This window comes from Micromonospora sp. LOL_025 (assembly GCF_048060285.1).
Lineage (GTDB): Bacteria > Actinomycetota > Actinomycetes > Mycobacteriales > Micromonosporaceae > Micromonospora.
Genome location: NZ_JBHMIR010000011.1, coordinates 158,490 through 177,553, shown reverse-complemented (window position 1 = coordinate 177,553; position 19,064 = coordinate 158,490). Strand labels below are relative to the sequence as shown.

The 19,064-nt window shown below is 72.5% G+C and carries 15 protein-coding genes and 1 pseudogene; 12 read left to right on the top strand and 4 right to left on the bottom strand.

Features of this window, described 5'->3' with window-relative positions:
• The first annotated feature begins 222 nt into the window (after positions 1-222).
• A complete protein-coding gene (locus ACFHW0_RS16895; protein WP_416608694.1) occupies positions 223-1,383 on the top strand; it encodes a hypothetical protein in 1,161 nt (386 codons plus the stop codon).
• Between the two features lie 106 nt (positions 1,384-1,489).
• Here ACFHW0_RS16895 and ACFHW0_RS16890 read toward each other — a convergent pair whose 3' ends face one another.
• From ACFHW0_RS16890 to ligD (ACFHW0_RS16880), 3 genes are all read right to left on the bottom strand, one after another.
• The gene (locus ACFHW0_RS16890) at positions 1,490-3,472 is read right to left on the bottom strand and encodes a family 43 glycosylhydrolase (RefSeq protein ID WP_416608692.1); all 1,983 of its coding nucleotides are present in this window, start codon (positions 3,470-3,472) and stop codon (positions 1,490-1,492) included.
• Between the two features lie 169 nt (positions 3,473-3,641).
• Positions 3,642-4,556 (bottom strand): non-homologous end-joining DNA ligase, encoded by a 915-nt coding sequence (gene ligD, locus ACFHW0_RS16885; RefSeq protein WP_416608690.1) that lies wholly within the window; start codon positions 4,554-4,556, stop codon positions 3,642-3,644.
• On the bottom strand, positions 4,546-5,487 hold the full coding sequence (gene ligD / locus ACFHW0_RS16880) for a non-homologous end-joining DNA ligase (protein WP_416608766.1): 942 nt from the start codon (positions 5,485-5,487) through the stop codon (positions 4,546-4,548). The genes ligD (ACFHW0_RS16885) and ligD (ACFHW0_RS16880) overlap by 11 nt, the downstream gene beginning before the upstream one ends.
• Positions 5,488-5,573: 86 nt before the next feature.
• On the opposite strand from ligD (ACFHW0_RS16880), the gene ACFHW0_RS16875 reads away from it, so the two are divergent.
• From ACFHW0_RS16875 to ACFHW0_RS16840, 8 genes and pseudogenes are all read left to right on the top strand, one after another.
• Entirely contained in the window at positions 5,574-6,590 is a 1,017-nt protein-coding gene (locus ACFHW0_RS16875; protein WP_366641128.1) for a Ku protein, read from the top strand.
• 125 nt (positions 6,591-6,715) lie between these two features.
• Positions 6,716-7,108, top strand: coding sequence for a MerR family transcriptional regulator (locus ACFHW0_RS16870; protein ID WP_121397016.1), 393 nt, complete (start codon positions 6,716-6,718; stop codon positions 7,106-7,108).
• Positions 7,078-7,425 carry a thioredoxin gene (gene trxA / locus ACFHW0_RS16865; RefSeq protein ID WP_416608687.1) on the top strand — a complete coding sequence of 116 codons (348 nt, stop codon included), beginning with the start codon at positions 7,078-7,080 and terminating at the stop codon, positions 7,423-7,425. The genes ACFHW0_RS16870 and trxA overlap by 31 nt, the downstream gene beginning before the upstream one ends.
• A 73-nt stretch (positions 7,426-7,498) precedes the next feature.
• Positions 7,499-8,143 (top strand): DUF4241 domain-containing protein, encoded by a 645-nt coding sequence (locus tag ACFHW0_RS16860; protein WP_416608685.1) that lies wholly within the window; start codon positions 7,499-7,501, stop codon positions 8,141-8,143.
• Between the two features lie 87 nt (positions 8,144-8,230).
• A pseudogene (locus ACFHW0_RS16855) lies at positions 8,231-8,918 on the top strand (FKBP-type peptidyl-prolyl cis-trans isomerase).
• Between the two features lie 171 nt (positions 8,919-9,089).
• On the top strand, positions 9,090-9,980 hold the full coding sequence (locus tag ACFHW0_RS16850; protein WP_416608683.1) for an SCO6745 family protein: 891 nt from the start codon (positions 9,090-9,092) through the stop codon (positions 9,978-9,980).
• A 28-nt stretch (positions 9,981-10,008) separates the two neighbouring features.
• The gene (locus ACFHW0_RS16845; protein WP_416608681.1) at positions 10,009-10,680 is read left to right on the top strand and encodes an HAD family hydrolase; all 672 of its coding nucleotides are present in this window, start codon (positions 10,009-10,011) and stop codon (positions 10,678-10,680) included.
• 279 nt (positions 10,681-10,959) lie between these two features.
• Positions 10,960-11,976, top strand: coding sequence for an NADPH:quinone reductase (locus ACFHW0_RS16840; protein ID WP_416608679.1), 1,017 nt, complete (start codon positions 10,960-10,962; stop codon positions 11,974-11,976).
• Positions 11,977-12,165: 189 nt separating this feature from the next.
• On the opposite strand, the gene ACFHW0_RS16835 is transcribed toward ACFHW0_RS16840, so the two are convergent.
• On the bottom strand, positions 12,166-13,800 hold the full coding sequence (locus ACFHW0_RS16835) for a fatty acid--CoA ligase (protein ID WP_416608764.1): 1,635 nt from the start codon (positions 13,798-13,800) through the stop codon (positions 12,166-12,168).
• Between the two features lie 98 nt (positions 13,801-13,898).
• Here ACFHW0_RS16835 and ACFHW0_RS16830 point away from each other — a divergent pair, with 98 nt between their 5' ends.
• The 3 genes from ACFHW0_RS16830 (at position 13,899) to ACFHW0_RS16820 (ending at position 19,003) form a co-directional block, all read left to right on the top strand.
• Positions 13,899-14,390 (top strand): NUDIX domain-containing protein, encoded by a 492-nt coding sequence (locus ACFHW0_RS16830; RefSeq protein ID WP_416608677.1) that lies wholly within the window; start codon positions 13,899-13,901, stop codon positions 14,388-14,390.
• Positions 14,391-14,759: 369 nt separating this feature from the next.
• Positions 14,760-18,638, top strand: a complete 3,879-nt coding sequence (locus ACFHW0_RS16825; RefSeq protein ID WP_416608676.1) for a DEAD/DEAH box helicase — start codon at positions 14,760-14,762, stop codon at positions 18,636-18,638.
• A gap of 176 nt (positions 18,639-18,814) precedes the next feature.
• The gene (locus ACFHW0_RS16820; protein WP_416608674.1) at positions 18,815-19,003 is read left to right on the top strand and encodes a hypothetical protein; all 189 of its coding nucleotides are present in this window, start codon (positions 18,815-18,817) and stop codon (positions 19,001-19,003) included.
• Positions 19,004-19,064: the final 61 nt, after the last annotated feature.

Below are 19,064 nucleotides of genomic sequence, written 5' to 3'. Positions count from 1 at the left end.
CTGTCGCCACCCTACTCAACGGGTTACGGGCCGGTAGGGCACCGATGCGCGGTTCCGGGCACCCCCGCGGACACCCCAGGGGCACCGCGCGGGCACTGGCACCGCACGGGACGTCACACTCCCGGGCGCGGTGGGTCGGGCGGGCGGCGCCGGTACGGGCATTGACGGGCGTTGCCACACTCGTGGCGCGGACGGTCCGCCGAGGCCCAGGGAGGCTGCGTCATGCAGACAGACGAACGTGTGCCCCGGGCCCGGCGGGGCGGGACGCTGCGGGGCGCGGTGGCGCTGGCGGTACTGCTCGCCGGGGCGGTGCTGGCCCGGCCGGTGCCCGCCGTGGCGGACCCGCTGCCGGACCCCAACCCCACGGTCACCGCCACGGTCTGGGCGCACGCCCCGACCACGACCGAGTACCGCATCACCGGCGGCTACAGCGCCCACTCCGGCGACGGCGACGTCGTGGTGCGGCGGACCGGCACCGGGGCGTACACGGTGGCGCTGGAGGGGGCGGCGACCAGCGGCGGGGTGGCCCACGCGGTGGCGTACGGGGGCGGGCCGGTCCTCTGCACGGTGGCGAGCTGGTACCGCAGCCCGATCGGCACGCCCGACCTGCTGATCCAGGTGCGCTGCTTCGCCGCGACCGGCAGCCCGGCGGACAGCCGCTTCGTGGCCACCTTCACCAACGTCCGGCAGGTCGGCCAGGGCCGGCTGGCGTGGTTCGTCACCGACCAGGCGCAGCCGACCGGCGTACGCACGCTGCCCGCCGCCTACCGGTACGACTCGACCGGCGGGACGGTCGCCTACGAGCGCCTCGACAAGGGCCGGTACCGCTTCCTGATGAACCCGAACCCGCCCAGCGAGGGCGGGGCGATCTTCCCGATGGCGCACGTGACCGCACTGGGCGGCACCGCCGTGCATTGCCAGCTCGATCCGCCGGACGGGTGGGTGGTCCACTGCGCGAACGCCGCCGGCAACCCGGTGGACGCCCGCTTCGTGGTCACGTACGGCTCCCGGGTGGACCTGCTGGGCCGGGCGTTCGGGCCGCGCTTCGCCAGCGGCGTGTTCCACGGCGAGAACGTCAGCGGCACCTGGATCGGCGGCGAGAGCTACAACTCGACGATCCCGGGCTTCGGCGGCGCGACGGGCACGGTGCTCGGCACCGGCCGCTACCAGGCGCGCTTCGCCGGCACGGGCACCGGTTACGGCACCGCCTTCGTGAACTCGTTCGTGACCAGTCTCCAGCGTCCGCCGCGCGGCTACTGCGTACTGGCCAAGTGGTCCCCGTCCGGGGCCGACACCGTCGTCTCGGTCAACTGCTACACCTGGCTGGGCGTGCCGGCCAACCTGAACGCGCGGATCTCGTACACCACCTGGCCGGCCGCCTGACCGATCACCTCGGCGGCCGGGCGACGCCGTCGGCGCGCGGGCCCGCCCGATGCGGCGCGGCGTCACCCGGGCCGCACCGGCGGCCCGGGTGACGCCGACGCGGGGGTCAGGGTGCGACCTGGCCGCCCCACGACGTGGGGACCGCGCCGCCGGCCGGCTGCCAGTGCCGGTCGACGAGCGTCCCGTCGGCGCCCCGGGTGTAGACGTGGGTCTCGTCGCGCCAGGCCAGCGCCACCGGGTCGGTGGTGGCGCCGGTGCCGCCGCTGTCGGTGGTCACCGTGCCGCCCGGTCGCCACGACATGCGCCACAGCGTGCCGTCGGCGGAGCGGGCGAACACCTGCTGCGTCTGGCCCTGCCGGACGGCCCAGGGCGTGCCGACGACGTTGCCGCCCCAGTTGTCGGTGAAGACCCGGTCCAGGTCGTGGGAGTAGAAGCGGTGCTCGATGCTGCCGTCGGCGGCCCGGTAGAAGACGTGCTGCTGGTCGCCGAAGGCGAAGCCGGTCGGGTCCGAGTGGACCTTTCCGACGCCTCCCCAGTCGTCCAGCCTGGGCAGGTTGTTCGCGATCTTCGGGTACCAGACCCAGTGGCGCAGGGTGTTGTCGCTGCCGCGCGCGAAGACGTGCTGCTCGTCGTGGAACGCGTACGCGACCGGGTTGCCGACCACGTCGCCGCCGTGCCAGACGTCCCGGCGGACCGTGCCGTCGAGCTCCTGCCACCAGTGGTGCAGCCTGCCGTCGGTACCGCGGCCGAACACGTGCTTCTGCCCGTTGAGATAGAGCATGCCGGTCGGGTCGCCGGCCAGGCCCGCGCCCCAGTCCTCCTGGCGGACGCTGCCGCCCGGCGCCCACCACCAGTGCCGCAGGTTCCCCTCGGGGGTACGGGCGAAGACGTGCTGCTCGCCGCCGACCGGGTAGCCCGTCGGCCGGCCCGCGATCGGACCGCCCCAGGTGTCGCGGTGGATCGAGCCGTCGGCCGGCTCCCGCCACCAGTGCGAGAGCGTGCCGTCGGGGGCGCGCTCGAAGTGGTGCCGCTGCTCGCCGGAGACGTACCCGCGCGACGCGCCCGGCTCCTGGCTGGCCCACGGGTCACCGGAGGGCGGCACCTGCGGCGTGCTCAGGGAGACCGGACGGCCGAAGTTCGGCGTGCCGTCGGCGTTCCAGACGACCGGTTGGGCGCGCGTGGTGCGGCCGTCGTAGGTGTACGCCGAGCTGGTCTTGCCGTGGTAGACGATCCAGTCCTGGGTGCCGTCGGGCGAGCGGAAGAAGCCGTTGTGCCCGGGGCCGAAGACGCCGGCCGCGTCGTTGCGGGAGAAGACCGGCCCGGGGTGCTGGCGCCAGTTCGAGACCACCAACGGGTCGGCGCCGTCCGCGATGGACTTCATCCAGAGCTGGTAGTCCGGCTTGCCGGTGTCGCAGGCGGAGTAGACGAGGAAGAGCCGCCCCGGGCCGCGCAGCCCAGTCGGCCCCTCGCGTACCTCGTGGCAGCCGCCGTCGGCCGGCAGCGCGACGCGGTTGCCGGTGGTGGTCCACGGCGACGTCATGAGCCGCAGGTAGAGCTGCGCCGGCCCGCCCATCCCCCGGCCCGGGCCCGTCCAGGCGAAGTACGTCCGGCCGTTGTGCGTCACCGGCTCGCCGTCGATGGCGTACTCGCCGTAGTCCGCGATCCGCCCCTTGAAGTGGTACGGGCCGAGCGGGTTGTCGCCCTCGGACTCGATGACGTAGTTGCGGTGGTTGGCGTCGACGCCGTCGCTGGCGGTGTAGTAGATGTACCAGCGGGGTCCCTCGGGCCGGACGAACCGGTGGATCGAGGGGGCCCAGACCTGCTTGTTGCGGCTGGGGTCCGGGTCCCGCCACACCGTCCGCTCGGGCGCGGTGGCCAGACCCGCCAGCGTCGGGGAGGTCCAGATGCCGATCCGGTCGCCGAGCGTGGTGGACAGGAAGTAGGCGCCGTCGAAGTAGGTCATGGTGGGGTCGGCGCCCCCGTTGAGCTGGCCGCGGAACAGGGTCGAGGCTGCGGCGGGCTGCGCCGGCAGGGCCAGCAGCGGCAGGACGCACGCGAGGGCCAGGAGGCGGGCGATGAGCCGTTGCATGGGCGATCCTCCGACTGGACGCGCGCCGACCTCGGCTGAGATTTCTTTCACGCCGGCCGCGAATGTCGTCGGATACTAACAGCCAAAATCATGGACGTCGATGCACTCGTCGTCGGGGACCCGGCTCGCCGGCGTCGGGAGCCGGCGGACGTGGTCCGGTGCCCCGCAGTCAGCGGGCGGGCAGTTCGGGGCCGCCGTCGAGCAGGGGGGCCAGCAGGTCGCCCTGCTTCTCCACCCGCTTCAGCACCTCCCCCGCCGTGTACGGCTTGCTCGCCGGCCGCTTCCCCGCCGCGCCCGCCTCGACCTCGTCCCAGGTCAGCGGGGTGGAGACGGACGGCACGGACTGCGCCCGCAGCGAGTACGGCGACACCGTCGTCTTGGCGGCGTTGTTCTGGCTCCAGTCGATGAAGACCTTGCCCGGCCGCAGGTTCTTCGCCATCTTCGACACGACCAGCTTCGGGTGCGCCCGCTCCAGCTCCTGCGCGATCCGCTTGGCGTAGTCGGACACGAGGTCGGAGGACTGCGTGCCGGCGATCGGGCAGCAGAGCTGCATGCCCTTCTTCCCCGACGTCTTCGGATAGCTGTCGATGCCGTCCTCGGCGAGCCGGTCGCGCATCAACAGCGCCACCTGGCAGCACTGGCGCAGCGCCGCCGGCGGCCCGGGATCGAGGTCGACGACCATCATGTCGGGGTGCTCGCCGACCTTCCACTGCGGCGTGTGCAGCTCCAGCGCGGCGAGGTTGGCCAGCCAGACCAGGGTGGGCAGGTCGTCGGCCACCACGTAGTCGATGGTGTCCCGGCCCTTGCTGGACCCGGGCGCGGGCAGCGTCTCGGTGCGTACCCAGCCGGGGGTGGCGGCGGGGGCGTTCTTCTCGAAGAAGGAGCCGCCCGTGACCCCGTTGGGGAAGCGGATCCGGGTGAGCGCCCGGTCGGCGAGGTGCGGCAGGAGCACCGGGGCGATCCGGGTGTAGTAGTCGATCACCTCGCCCTTGGTGAACCCGGCGTCGGGATAGAGCACCTTGTCCAGGTTGGACAGCTCCAGCGCGCGTCCCTCCACGTCCACCCGGAACCGCTCAGCCGGCATCGTCGACCTCCTCGGCGGGTTTGTCCGGCCGCAGCCGGAGCACCCGGGGGAACCGCAGTCGCCCGTCCGGGGTGCGCTGGCCGTACTTCACCTCCACCACGACCAGGGGTGTTACCCAGATCGCGCCCCGGGCATCCTCGCGCGGCACGTCGCCCGCGAACGGCGACGCGCCGGCGCGCAGCGGCTCCAGCTCGCGCAGCAGCTCCCGCTCGATGGCCGCGCCGATGCCGCCGCCGACGCGCCCCCGGTAGGTGAGCCGCCCGTCCGGGCGCGGCACCCCGACCAGCAGGCCGCCGATGCGGCGTGCCCCGGGCCGCCAGCCGCCGACCACGAAGTCGCCGGTGACCTCCAGCTTGACCTTCACCCAGTCCGGCGAGCGCACGCCCGGCCGGTAGACCGAGTCGACCCGCTTGGCCATCACCCCCTCCAGGCCGTGCTCGCCGGCCGCCTCGTAGGTGGCCGGGCCGTCGCCGAAGACCGGCGACACCGCCCACCGGGCGCCGCCGAGCGCCAGGGCGTCCAGGGCCTCCCGCCGGCGGGCGTACGACCGGCCGGTCAGGTCCTCGCCGTCGAGCCGGAGCAGGTCGAAGATCATGTACGTCACCGGGGCGACCGCCGCCAGCCGGGCGGCCTTGTTCCGGTCCCGGACGTGCATCCGCTCCGCCAGGGCCGTGAACGAGGGCTGGCCGGTCTCGCCGAGCAGCACCACCTCGCCGTCGAGCAGCGCGTCACCCGCCTGCTCGTGCAGGGTGGCCAGCTCGGGGTACGCGAGGGTGATCTCCACGCCGCTGCGGGCGTACAGGTGCTGCCGGCCGCCGGAGATGTCGGCCAGCGCGCGGACGCCGTCCCACTTGAACTCGTACGCCCAGCCGGCACCCGCCGGGAGCTGCCCGGTCATCGCGAGCATCGGCTTGAGCGGCGCGCCGGGCACGTCCCGACTGTACTTGCGCACGGAAGCGCTCGCGTGGCCTTCGATCATTTGCGATCCTGGGCTGTACCGGCGAGAGGAGCACGGGGATGCGGGCCATCTGGAAGGGAGCCGTCTCGTTCGGCCTCGTCTCGATCGGGGTCAAGCTCTACTCGGCCACCGAGGAGAAGGACATCCGCTTCCACCAGGTGCACCGGGAGGACGGCGGCCGCATCCGTTACAAGCGCACCTGCCAGGTCTGCGGCGAGGAGGTCACCTACGACGACATCGCCAAGGGCTACGACATCGGCGGCGGCGAGATGGTGATCCTCACCGACGAGGACTTCGCCGAGCTGCCGCTGTCCAGCTCGCGCGCGATCGACGTGCTGGAGTTCGTCCCCGCCGAGCAGGTCGACCCGATCCTCTACAACAAGGCGTACTTCCTGGAGCCGGAGGGCACCGCCACCAAGCCGTACGTGCTGCTGCGCGACGCGCTCGCCGACTCGGAGCGGGTGGCGATCGTCAAGGTGGCGCTGCGCCAGCGGGAGCAGCTCGCCACGCTGCGGGTCCGCGAGGGCGTGCTGCTGCTCAACACCATGCTCTGGCCGGACGAGATCCGGAAGCCCGACTTCGGCTTCCTCGACGAGGACCTGAAGGTCCGCCCGCCGGAGCTGGCGATGGCCAGCTCCCTGATCGACTCGATGGCCGGCGAGTTCGAGCCGGACGCCTTCACCGACGACTACCGGGCGGCGTTGCAGGAGGTCATCGACGCCAAGGTGGAGGGCCGCGAGGTGGTCCAGCCGGAGGAGGTCGAGGAGGCCCCGGCCGCGGCGGTGGACCTGATGGCGGCGCTGAAGGCGTCCGTCGAGCGCGCCCGGTCCGCCCGGGGCGAGGCCCCGGCCGGCGGCGGCGGGGAGCCGACCCCGATCTCGGCCGCCCGCTCCGCGCAGAAGAAGGCCGCCGAGAAGAAGGCGGCGAAGGCCCCGGCCAAGAAGACCGCCGAGAAGAAGGCCGCGCCGAAGAAGGCCGCCGCCAAGAAGGCCGCCCCGAAGAAGGCCGCCGAGGGCGAGAAGAAGCCCGCCGCCAAGAAGGCCGCCGCGAAGAAGACGGCCCGCAAGACCGCCTGACCCCGTCGGGTCGCGCTTCCGCAGGTCGGATGCGTGGCGTACGCCGGAGGCACCGCGCGGTCCGACGTTTGCCTTGACGCCGGTGACAAGGTCTAGCGTCGGTCGGGTCGGACGAGGGAGGTCGGATGCTGATCGGTGAGCTGGCGGAACGCGCCGGCACGAGCACCCGGGCCCTGCGCTACTACGAGACGCACGGCCTGGTCCGGGCGGCCCGCTCGGCCAACGGATACCGGGTTTACGACGAGGCGGAGTTGCACGTCGTACGCGAGATCCGGGCGCTGCTCGCGGTGGGCTTCGGCCTGGACGACATCCGCCCGTTCGTCGCCTGCCTGCGGGCCGGCAACGCCTCCGGTCACGTCTGCCCCGACTCGGTGGCCGTGCTGCGACGCAAGCTGGCCGAGGTCGACGCCGGCATCGACCGGCTGCACGCGGTCCGCCGGGAGCTGCGCGACCAGCTCGCCCACGCCATCACCCACCGGGAGGAAACATGCTCGAGACTGCGCCGGACGGCTCGCTGACCGTCGTCACCGACGACACCTTCGCCACCGTGGTGCTCGCCGCCGACCGGCCGGTGGTGGTCGACTTCTGGGCGGACTGGTGCCCGCCGTGCCGGGCCGTCTCCCGCAGCCTCGCGGAACTCGCCACGGAGTTCGCCGGGCGGATGGTCGTCGCGACGATCGACACCGACGCCAACCCGACGGCCACCCGCACCTACGGCGTGATGTCCCTGCCCACCCTCCTGGTCTTCCGCCACGGCGAGGTGGTCGGCTCGATCGTCGGCTCCCGCCCGAAGCACCACCTGCGCCAGGCCCTGGCCCGGCATCTCGACGGCTGAGCCCGCGGGCGGTCTCGCCCGGCGAGGTCCACCGCGGGTACGCTCCGCCGGCCCCCGCCGCGAGAGGAACCCCATGCCGTACACCCCCGACCTGCACCGGCTGCTGACGCCCGGCGCCCGCTTCGCCGACGAGCACGCCACGTACGTCATGGAGGTGCACCCGGTGGGCGACGTCGTGCTGCCGACGGGGCGGGTGGTGGGCTGCGACCCGGTGGCCTGCCCCGAGGACGAACCGTTCACGGTCGGGGTGGCCCCCGGCCGCTACCCGGCGCGGGCCTGGGTCGCGGTGGTGCGGGGCGAGGACACCGAGGCGGACCGGCGGGTGGCCGCCCTCGAACTGGTGGTCCACGACGAGCCGACGGTCCACTGGGAGATGGCGCTGGTCGGCGACCAGGACGTCTCGGCCCTCAAGCCCGACGGTTGGTTCGGCTACGGGGTGGACACCGGCATCGGCACCCTGGCCGACCCGACCGCGCTGGCCGCGCTGGAGGCGTGGGACGAGGACGCGGTCACGGACGTCTTCGTCGCGGACGAGCCGACGGGCGGGCCGGTGCCGGGGCACGTCGCCGCGGTGCTCGACGAGACGACCGGGGCCAACGTGGTGACGGTCTGGTCCGGCTGGGGCGACGGCTGCTACGGCACCTGGATCGGGCGGACCGCCGACGGCCGGGTCACCTCGTTCGTGACCGACTTCATGGTGGTGCCGGGGCCGGCGTGACCCGTGCGGCGGGAGCGGCCACGGTCGAGGCGGCGCGGTGGGCGGCCGGGCGGGTACCGTGTGCGTCGGCTTTCCCCCGGCACTCCGATGCCGGCCACCACCTTCGCAGCAGGGAGTCGACGCCGTGAGCGAGCGTACGCAGAACCGGTCCCAGAAGTCGGAGCGGCGGCTGGCCGCCCAGTTGGCCGCACAGAAGGCGGCCGAGGCGAAGCGCCGCCGGCAGGCCTGGGCCGGCGGGCTCGCCGGGGTCGCCGTGGTCGCGGTGCTGATCACCGTCTTCGTGACGATCGGGCGCAACAGCGACGGCGACAAGGACCAGACGGCCGGCGCCCCGTCGGCGGCCCCGTCCGCCAGCGCCCCCGCCGCCGACGCGCCCCCCGCCCCGCAGCTCCCGCAGGGGGCGGACCCGGCCCTGGGCAGCAAGCCGACCGTCGCCGCCGGCAAGGGCGAGCTGAAGAAGCTCACCGTGACCCCGCTGATCAAGGGCACCGGCCCGGCGGTGCAGAAGGGCCAGACGATCACCACGAACTACGTCGGCGTCTTCTACAAGGACGGCAAGGAGTTCGACTCGTCGTGGAGCGGCGGCCAGCCGGCGACCTTCGCCATCGGCGTCGGCCAGGTCATCCCGGGTTGGGACCAGGGCCTCGTCGGGGTGACCGTCGGCAGCCGCGTCCAGCTCGACATCCCGGCCGAGCTCGCGTACGGCAACGACGCCGCCGGCGGCCGTCCGGCCGGCCCGCTGCGCTTCGTGGTGGACGTGCTCGCGGCCCAGTGACCGCGAACCGAATCGGTCGACCCTCGTGACCGGGCCGTTGCCCCGCGATAGCGGCCCGGTTCGCCCGGGATGTCGCCCGCCGTTGATGCAGTAGCCCACAGAGGGCTTCCGGCCCCTCAGCCACCGGCAGTAGGTTCAGCGTCACCCCGGGCGGTCCGGCCGTCCGGGGCGATGACCGGACCGGACGCGGAGGTGCACGTGACGGCGCTGGACGACGCGGGGCGGACCGCCCGGGTGTTGTGGACCCACTACGAGCCGGTCCACGCGATCACCTACTTCCACCCCCGTGCCCGGGCCGCCTTCGAGGCGGTCGGGCTGCGGGGCTTCTGGCGCGGCTACTTCGCCGGCCGGGCCGCGCCGCTGGGGCCCGCCGAGCCCGCGCCGGTGACTGCGGCGTTCTTCAACTTCGCCCCGCACACGGTGGCGCGGGCGCTGCCGGCCGTCTGGCGGCTGGCCACCCCCGAGGAGGCGCTGCGGGCGCGGCTCACGGGCGCGGTGCAGGCGCTGGCCGAGCTGACCTACGAGCTGCCCGAGTCGCACCTGGTCGAGGCGGCCGAGCTGCTGGAGGCCGCCGCCGCCGAGGCGGAGCCCGCCGGCCGGGTGCTGGGCGCCGCCAACGCCGCCCTGCCGCGCGGCGAGTACCCGCTGGCCCGACTCTGGCAGGCCGCCACCACCCTGCGCGAGCAGCGCGGCGACGGGCACATCGCCGCGCTGGTCGCGGCCGACCTCGACCCGGTGGAGACGCTGGCCTGGCGGGTCGCGGTCGACATCTCCCCGCTGAACCTGCTCGGCCGGGGCTGGTCGGAGGAGCAGTGGGCCGCCGCCCGCGCCCGGCTGACCGAGCGGGGCTGGCTCACCCCGGACGGGGAGCCGACCGCGCAGGGCCGGTCCCGCTTCCAGGCGATCGAGGACGCCACCGACGCCGCCGCCGCCCGCCCGTGGCGGATGCTGGGCCCGGAGCGCACCGAACGGCTGCGGGAGCTGCTCGAACCGATCGCCCGCGCCGCGCACACCGTCATCCCGGAGGGCAACCCGATCGGCCTGCCCGCGCTGCGGACCTGACCCCCGCCCGCCGGCCCGGACGCCGCCGATGAGGCAGGATGGGTTCGTGGCGGATGCGGTGGTCTTCGACCTGGACGGCGTGATCGTGGACTCCGAGCCGGTCTGGGAGGAGGTCCGGCGGGCGTACGTCGCGGCGCACGGCGGGACGTGGCAGCCCGACACCCAGCGCCGGCTGATGGGCATGAGCACCGGCGAGTGGGCCCGGTACCTCAGCGGGGAACTGGGCGTCGACCGCAGCGCCGAACAGGTCGCCGCCGAGGTGGTCGAGGAGATGACCCGGCGGTACGCGGCCCGCGTACCGCTGATCGACGGGGCCGACGAGGTCGTGCGCCGGCTGGCCGAACGGTGGCCGCTGGGGCTGGCCAGCTCGTCGCCGACCCGGCTGATCGCGGCGGCACTGGCCGCGACGGGCCTGACCGACGCGTTCGGCGCCACGCTGTCGACCGAGGAGACCGCGCGGGGCAAGCCGGCGCCGGACGTCTACCTGGCGGTCGCCGAGCGGCTGGGCGTCGACCCGGCCCGCTGCGTCGCCGTGGAGGACTCGTCCAACGGCGTCCGGTCGGCCGCCGCCGCTCGGATGACGGTGGTGGCGGTGCCCCACGGGGCGTACCCGCTGGACCCGGACGCCGAGCGGCTCGCGGCGCTGGTGCTGGGCTCGGTCGGGGAGCTGACCCCGGAGACCGTGGACCGGCTCGGGTAGGCAGGCTCGCGCCACCGGTGCCGTCGCCGTCACAGCCTCGCGCGGCGCCGCGGGCGGTGGGGTCGGCGCGTCGCCGCCGCGGGCAGCGGGCTCGCGCGTCGCCGTCGGCTTCGCGCGCAGTCGGCTGGCGGTGTGCGGCGGCCGTTCCGTCCGGGTGGCCGGGACCGGTGGGCTGCCGGGTTGTCCGGTTCGCGCCCGGCCGGTGCCGGCATGAGCGCGGTTCCGCCGGGTACCGCAGCCGACGGCGCCCGCCGGGGGCCGCCGGGTGAGGAGACGGGGATGAAGGCGATCGTGTACGAGCGCACCGGCGACGCCTCGGTGCTGCAACTTCTCGACCGGCCGGTGCCGGAGCCGGGCCCCGGCGAGGTCCTGGTGCGGGTGGCCGTGTCGGGGGTGAACCCGACGGACTGGAAGGCGCGCCGGCAGGGGCCGATGCCGGGCGACTGGCAGACGCCGGGGCAGGACGGCGCGGGGGTGATCGAGGCGGTCGGCGAGGGCGTCGACCGGGAACTGATCGGCGAGCGGGTCTGGCTGTGGGAGGCCGCGTGGCAGCGGCCCTGGGGCACCGCCGCCGAGTACACGGTGGTGCCGGTCCGGCAGGCGGTGCCCCTCGGGGACGCCTCCTTCGACCTGGGAGCATGCCTGGGCATCCCCTTCCTCACCGCGCACCGGTGCCTGACGGCGGGCGAGTACACCCCGGACAGGCTGCACGCGGGCGCGCTCAGCGACCACACGGTGCTCGTGCAGGGCGGGGCGGGCGCGGTGGGCAACGCGGCCATCCAGCTCGCCCGCTGGGCGGACGCCTGCGTGGTCGCCACCGTCAGCAGCCCGGAGAAGGCGCAGCTGGCGGCGGCGGCCGGCGCGTCCTTCGTGGTCAACTACCGGGAGCAGGACGTGGTCGAGGAGGTCCGCAAGATCGCCCCCGACGGGGTGCACACGGTCGTCGAGGTCTCGGCGGCGCGCAACGCCGCCGTCGACGTCCAGTTGCTCCGGCGCGGCGGCGCGGTCTGCGTCTACGCCGACGACGGCGGGGACGAGGTGACCCTGCCGATCCGGCCGTTGATGGCGCCGAACGCGCGGTTCCAGTTCGTCCTCGTCTACACCGAGCCGAAGGCGGCCAAGGCCCAGGCGGTGGTGGACGTTGCCGCCGCCGCGGCGCAGGGCGGGATCCGGGTGGGCGAGGACGCGGGGCTGCCGCTGCACCGTCACCCGCTCTCGGCGGCCGTCGCGGCGCACCGGGCGGTGGAGAACTCGGTGGTCGGCAAGGTGCTCATCACCACCAGCGAGGGCGAGTGACGAAAAGCCTTCTGAGCTGGGCAAATTTCCCGGTAGTGGACACAGAGGCGAACAAGTTTCGCAACAATGACGGTGCGGGTAACCGCATGGAGCGGGCGGCCCCGGCGCGGTGCGAACGCCGGGGCCGCCCCTGGGGAGGGAGTTCAGGAGTGGTCCCTACCCCTACAGGCGACGGTGCGCCTGAGAACGTTACGGGACGGTAAGCTCCCGAACACTCAATTCGCCCCCGGCGAATTGAGACCGCACCACCTTCTTGTCGAACTTGCCCACGCTGGTCTTCGGCACCGCATCGATGACGGCCCAGCGTTCCGGCAACTGCCAGCGGGCCACCGACCCGGCGAGGAACTCCCGCAGCTCCTCGACCGACGCCGCCGCCGGATCGCGGAGCACCACCGTGGCCAGCGGCCGCTCACCCCAGCGCTCGTCGGGCACCCCCACCACGCAGGCCTCCAGCACCGCCGGGTGAGCCATCAGGGCGTTCTCCAGCTCGACCGAGGAGATCCACTCGCCGCCGGACTTGATGACGTCCTTGGCCCGGTCGGTGAGCGTGATGTAGCCGTCCGGCGAGAGGGTGCCCACGTCGCCGGTACGCAGCCAGCCGTCGCGGAACTTCTCCTCGTCCGGCACGTCGTCGCCGACGTACCGCGCGGTCACCCACGGCCCACGGACCTCCAGCTCGCCGACCGACGCCCCGTCGGCGGGCAGCGGCTCGCCCAGCGGTCCGACGATGCGGGCCTCGACCCCGGCCGGCACCCGGCCCTGCGTGTAGCGGTAACGCCAGGCCTCCTCGCCGGTCGCGCCGGCCGGCGGCCGGGAGACCGAGCCCAGCGGGGACATCTCGGTCATCCCCCAGGCGTGGATCACGTCGATGCCGTGCCGGTCGGCGAACGCGTGCATCAGCGCCGGCGGGCAGGCGGAGCCGCCGACGATCACCTCCCGCAGCGAGGAGCTGTCCACGTCGTGGGCGTCCAGGTGGGCGAGCAGGTCGTTCCAGATGGTCGGCACCGCGCCGGCCAGGGTGGGGCGCTCGGCGGCGATCATGTCGGCGATCGGCGCGGCCTGGAGGAACCGGTCCGGCATGATCAGCGACGCCCCGGAGAGAAAGGCCGCGTACGGCAGGCCCCAGGACATGGCGTGGAACATCGGCACGATGGCCAGTTCGCGGTCGGTCGGGCCGAGACCGAACCCCTCCGGCATGCAGACCTGGAGCGAGTGCAGGTAGATCGAGCGGTGCGAGTAGGCGACGCCCTTCGGGTTGCCGGTGGTCCCCGAGGTGTAGCAGAGGGCGGCGGCGTCACGCTCGTCCACCTCGGGCCAGTCGAAGACGTCCGGGCGGTCGGCCAGCAGCGCGTCCCAGTGGTGCACAACGATCCGGTCGCCGGCCGCCGCCGCAATCGGGGCCGGGTCGCCGCCGCCGACCACCACCACGTGTCGCACCGTCGTCATCTCGCCGATCACCCGGGCCAGCAGCGGGATGAGCGTCGAGTCGACCAGCACCACCCGGTCCTCGGCGTGGTTGGCGATGTAGGCGACCTGGTCGGGAAAGAGCCGGATGTTGAGGGTGTGCAGCACCGCGCCCATGCTGGGCACCGCGAAGTACGCCACCAGGTGCTCGGCGTTGTTCCACATGAAGGTGGCGACGCGCTCGTCGCCGGTGACACCGCACTCGGCGCGCAGCGCGTGGGCCAGCCGGGCCGCCGTCCGCCCGACCTCGGCGTACGTCATCCGGCGCGGCTCGCCGCCCGTCCAGGTGACCACCTCCGCCGTGCCGTGCACGGTGGTGCCGTGGTGCAGGATCCGGGAGACCTGGAGTGGGGCGTCCATCATCGTGCTACGCATGGGTAACAAAGTAGTGTCGCCGGTCACAGGTTGGGAACCCTGGAAATCGGGTCGCCCCCGGACGGGCCCCGTAAATTGTCCGGGTGAGCATCTCCTGGGCCGATTCGTACGTGGGACAGCTGCGCGCGCTCGCCGGTGACCGGACGCTGATGTTCGTCGGCGCCCGCGCCGTGGTCCGCGACAACGCGGGGCGTCTCCTGCTGATCCAGCGCTCCGACAACGGGCACTGGGCCCTGCCCGCCGGGGCGATGGAACTGGGCGAGTCGATCGCCGACTGCGCCGTCCGGGAGGTACGCGAGGAGACCGGGCTGCGCGCGCTGCGGGTCAGCGCCTTCGCCCTCTACACGGGCCCGGACCGCACCCACACCAACATGTACGGCCACACGTACCAGATCTTCACGACCGCGTTCCGCGTCGACGAGTGGGACGGCGAGCTGACCCGGGTCACCGACGAGACGACCGACGCGGGCTTCTTCCACCGGGCGCAGCTGCCGGCCCCGCTCTCCGCGAGCGTCGCCGAGACCGTCGCCGACCTGGACGTCTTCGAACAGACCAACCGGCTGATCCTCAAGTAGGCCGGCCGATCCTTCGCCGCCGCCCGTTCCATCCTCCGCCCTCGCGCGACCGCCGGATCAACACCCCAAAGATCGACGGCGGCCGACCGTTGCCGGAGTGCGAAGTTCGGGTGACATTCGGTGTCCGGTCTCCAACCTGTCGGGTGGTGTGCCCCACCTCCGCGCTCGCCTTACGGTGAAGCGGCCCTGACAAACGGTGACGCACGCGTCTGGCGGAAGCGCAGTCCGATCCACGCTCGGCTTTGCGACTCCGTGCGACTCCCGTTCGCCAAGACGTCCTGTCAGGAGTTGCCGTGCGACCTGTGCGACCGGCATGCACGAGGTCAGTCCCGGTCGTTGTCGATCCGGGTTCGCGCGAAGGGGTAGGACATGACCAGCGACATCGCGAGAGTGCCCGCGGCCGAGGACGACTCGGCCTGGCAGTCGTTGTCCGTGGGGCTGAACCAGGCCCGGGAGGTCACACGACTTATCCGTCGGGGACAGACCACATCGGTGCGGAACCAACTGCTGTCGCTCGCGGAGTGCGAGTTCTTCCGCGTGGCCTCAGGCCTCAGTGAGGAACACCCACAGGTGCTGCGTGGGCGGGCAGCGCTGCTGGGGCGTCACCCCGAGCACGCCGCCGCTTTCGAAGAGGTGTGGCAGAAGACCGACGGTGTTGCCGCCAACGGGCACCTGCTGCACGCGCTGATCGCCGGTGTCCTGGCCGAGATGGCGGAGGAGTTCGGTTTCCGGCCGGACTCGCCCGACACCGACCTCCGGATCAGGCAGGAATCGGTCTGGTGCTGGTACGAGCTGGTGCTCGCCGGGCTCGAGGGCCGAGCCTCGGTAGGAAGCGCGGCCTACCAGCCGAATCGGGGGATCTATCCCAACGAGGACAGCCACAAGAGCCGTAAGGACTGGGCACTGCGTCGGACCCGGGCGGGGTTGAAGGGCTCTCAGGGCGAGCAGTTCGCCGCCCGGGACATCGTTCGCCGGATCGGCAGTTCGATCGAGCCCGTGCCACAGCAGACCGGGCAGGTCGACTCGCTCAGCGTCCTCGATCAGATGCTCCCGCCGAGTCTGGCCGCTGCGACCCGGCGCCGGCTGGCGCGGTACACCGGCAAGCCGCGGCTGACGACCTATCAGGCCGAGACCATTCCGATCCTCGCCGAAGCCATGGGATCGGGCGAGAACCTGCTACTCAGCGCGGTCACCGGCAGCGGCAAGTCGCTACTGGGTCAACTCGCCGCCGGATACGTGGTCGGCCGGCGCGAACTCGGCCACCGTAATCGCCGGGCAGTCATCGCCCTGCCGCTCAAGGCGCTCGTCGGCGACGTCGTCAACGAGCTGACCGGCTGGTTCGCGGACGCCGGCCTGCAGTTCCGGGTGCTCGGCGGAAGCCGCGACTACCCCGAGAACGTCGAGGATCTGGCCTCGGGACGGTACGAGGTCGCGGTCATGATCTACGAGACGCTCGACGCCTACCTCAGCAGCGGCCAGGATCCCCTGTCGGGCTGTGGTGTCCTGATCGTCGACGAGTTGCAGTACCTCAACGACGAGGGGCGTGGCCCGCGGCTGGAGTCGATGCTGACGAAGGTCCGCCTGAACTACCCGAAGTTGCCCATCGTCGGCATCAGCGCAGTGCTGTCGCAGGACAGCCGGACGCGACTCGCCGGATGGCTCGACGTCAATCAGGAGCGGCACCGGCACACCTCCGAGCGCCCGGTGTCCCTCGACGTTCGCGCCTATGACGGTTTCACGTGGCGCAAACTGCGCGACACCAGCGCTGTCAGCGACGACGGCGACGGCGACGGCGACGGCGGTGCCATCGAAGAGGCCGAGCTGGACCTGAAGTCCCAGATGTTGTCGGACTGGGCGAAGGACGAAGGCGCGTCGCGCTCGATCCTCGCCCGCGCTCGCAGCGGCGGCAACGTGTTGGCGCCAGCGGTGGTCCTGCACAAGCTGAAGGAGAATCCCGACCTTCGCGTGTTGGTGTACACGCGGTCGCGGACCAGCGCATTCTCGCTGGCCGGGGCGATCCAGGCGGCGATGGACCGGGAGTTCGGTCCCATCCGGCGCACGCGGAACAACCCTTGGCGGTTCGGTCGGTACCGTGACGAGTCGCTGGCCACCGAGGTGGCCGAGGAGAGACGCCAGCGCTTGAGCCGCACCGCCGCGCACGGCGCCCGAAAGGACGTCGAGACCGCGTTGATGACGGGCTGCGCCTATCACACACGGCAGCTCACTCGTCCCCTACGGGAACTCGTCCAGGACGAGTTCCGGGCCGGTCTGCTGCGGGTGCTGGTAACGACTGACACGCTCAGTGTCGGCCTGAACCTGCCCGTCGACGTGGTCGTGCTCGCCAGCTCCACGGTGAGTACCGGCGGGTCCACCGGAGAACTCCGGTCGTTGGGACTGGGGGACGTGAAGAACCGCATCGGGCGAGCGGGCCGTCTCGGGCTGAGCAAGAGCGGTGACGCGTGGGTGCTGACAGAGGACGCCGACTACCTGCACCGCAAGCTTCGCCCCAACGACGAGATGGACGCGACGACGCTCAGCACCGTCGAGGGCCTGTGGCAGCAGTTCGTCCTGCCCCGGCACGGCGGTACCGAGGTCGCAAGCCAGATGACCAGCGACGATATTGCGTCGCTCGTACTTCAGGACATGACCGCACGCGGCCGAAGCCAGCCCTTGGCGGAGCACGTCGCCCGGGCACAGGAGGTCATCGGCGCCACCCTTCTGGCGGATCTGGCCCCAGGGGACCTGCCGCGCGCGGAGGACATGTTGCAGGGACTGACCAAGAAGGGGCTGGTCGCGAAGCTCGATGCCCACGGGTGGAAAGCGTCCCCGCTGGGCGTCGCGGTCGCCGTCAACAACCTGCCTCTGTCGACGGCCCCGGTGCTGGAACAGCTCGCCGACCTAGCGGTCCGCGGTGCGAGCGAGCTGGACCTGATCGCCGTGGCCGCTACCAGCATTCCGGTGCGGCGACTCAACTGGATCTCGATGTCACCGTGGGAGCCGGATTGGACGCACGGCGAGTTCGAACAGGAGACGATCAAGTCGGTCGGCCGCCTCATCGCGCCGCTACGTGCCGAGGGGCGCGACGCCCGGCTCACCGCCGAGAGACAACTGCTTCGGGAACTGCGGCAGCGCGACCCGAACGCCGTGCTCAGCCCTCTTCCGGAGTCCGTCGTGGTCGATCAGGGACACGGTGATGAAAGTGCCGTGGTCGGCCTCCTACAGAACTCGGACGGGCTGCGCGACGTGAACGTGGTGCTGCGTGCGCTCGTCGCCTACCTGTGGCGGCACGGCGTGCCGTTCGCAGACATCAAAGGACGGGTGGAGGCCGGCACCCGCTACGAGCGTGATCGACGCCGGCGCCGGCGTCGCGTCACCAAGGAGGTACGCCGGGTCGAACTCCATCTCGCCGATGTTGAGCAGTTGTGCGACCAGGTGAGCAATGTCCTGGGCGCCGCCGACCACTTCGCGCGGCACCGGAACACCGGCCCTCGCACCCAGCGGCTACGCCCGCTCGCCGAGGCGATGTGGTCAGGTGTCCCGGCATGGCTCACTCCGCTGCTCGATCTACACGTCGAGGCGCTGCACCGGGAACGGTTGATCACCCTGCCTGGCGACGAGGAGCCCGAGGAACTGCGCGATCTCCTGACGACGGCCCGGCTGGGGCTGACCGAAGTGGAGATCGAAGCCGCCCGGGCCGCGCTGGATGCCGCTGAGCGTCGGCAGCAGCCACTTCAGGCCCGGCTTCCCGTCGGATTGAGTGAGAAACCGGTCGCCGACGATCCCGACGCGCCTTCCTACGGCGACTACTTCACGGACTTCAGCCTGGCGGAGGACCTGCCGGAAGTGATCGACCTCCTGACCGGTCTCCTGGAGCAGTACCACCTCCAGGTGCAGGGCATGGCGGACCGTGTGCAGTTCCGGCTGCCCACCGGCCAGACCGGCACGCTGGTCGTCGCCACCGAACGCGTCACCAGCGCGGTGGTTCAGCAGATGCTCGTCGACGAAGGTAGTGGGGAGGAGGCCCGGGCCCTGCTGTGCCTCAGCGGCATGACCGACCGGGCGAGGTCGTACTCCCAATCGGTGCTCGTGCCCGGACGGGTCGTCCTGACCGGCATCGACAGCCTTCTGGCCCTGTTGAACCGTTCCCTGCGCGCCGGCCAGGACTCCGGCACGCCAATGGCGGAGGCCGTGTTCGCGAGCTTCGCAGCGGAGTGCGGCCGGGTCTCGGTCGTCCTGACATCCGCCTGACCGTCGTGCGACCCCGCGGCGTCGATCGAGTGCGCGACGTGCTTGCCATGCGACCCGTGCGTCCTTCATCCAAGAAGGAGGTCCCCGGCCGGGGGCCGGAAGGAGAGAACGACCGCCGCATCCGGCTCTGAACGGTGGGAGGCGGCGGTCGTCTCGAAACGTCCCGGAGGACGCTCATGAGCAATCAAACCACCGAAACCAGGGTGGCGGGAGCCACTGCGGGCGACCTCGCCCTGACCTACCTGGTCACCACGGGAGAACTCGACCCGTACGCGCAAAGCCTCGTCGCGATCATCCTGGGCCTGGCGATGCTGGTGCACGCGGTGACGCTGCTGGTCTGGATGCTGAAGGACGACGCCAGGTAATGGTCACAGTGGGGGTGCGGGTGGGCTCCGCTCACCCGCACCCCCACGTGGTCCAGGAAGC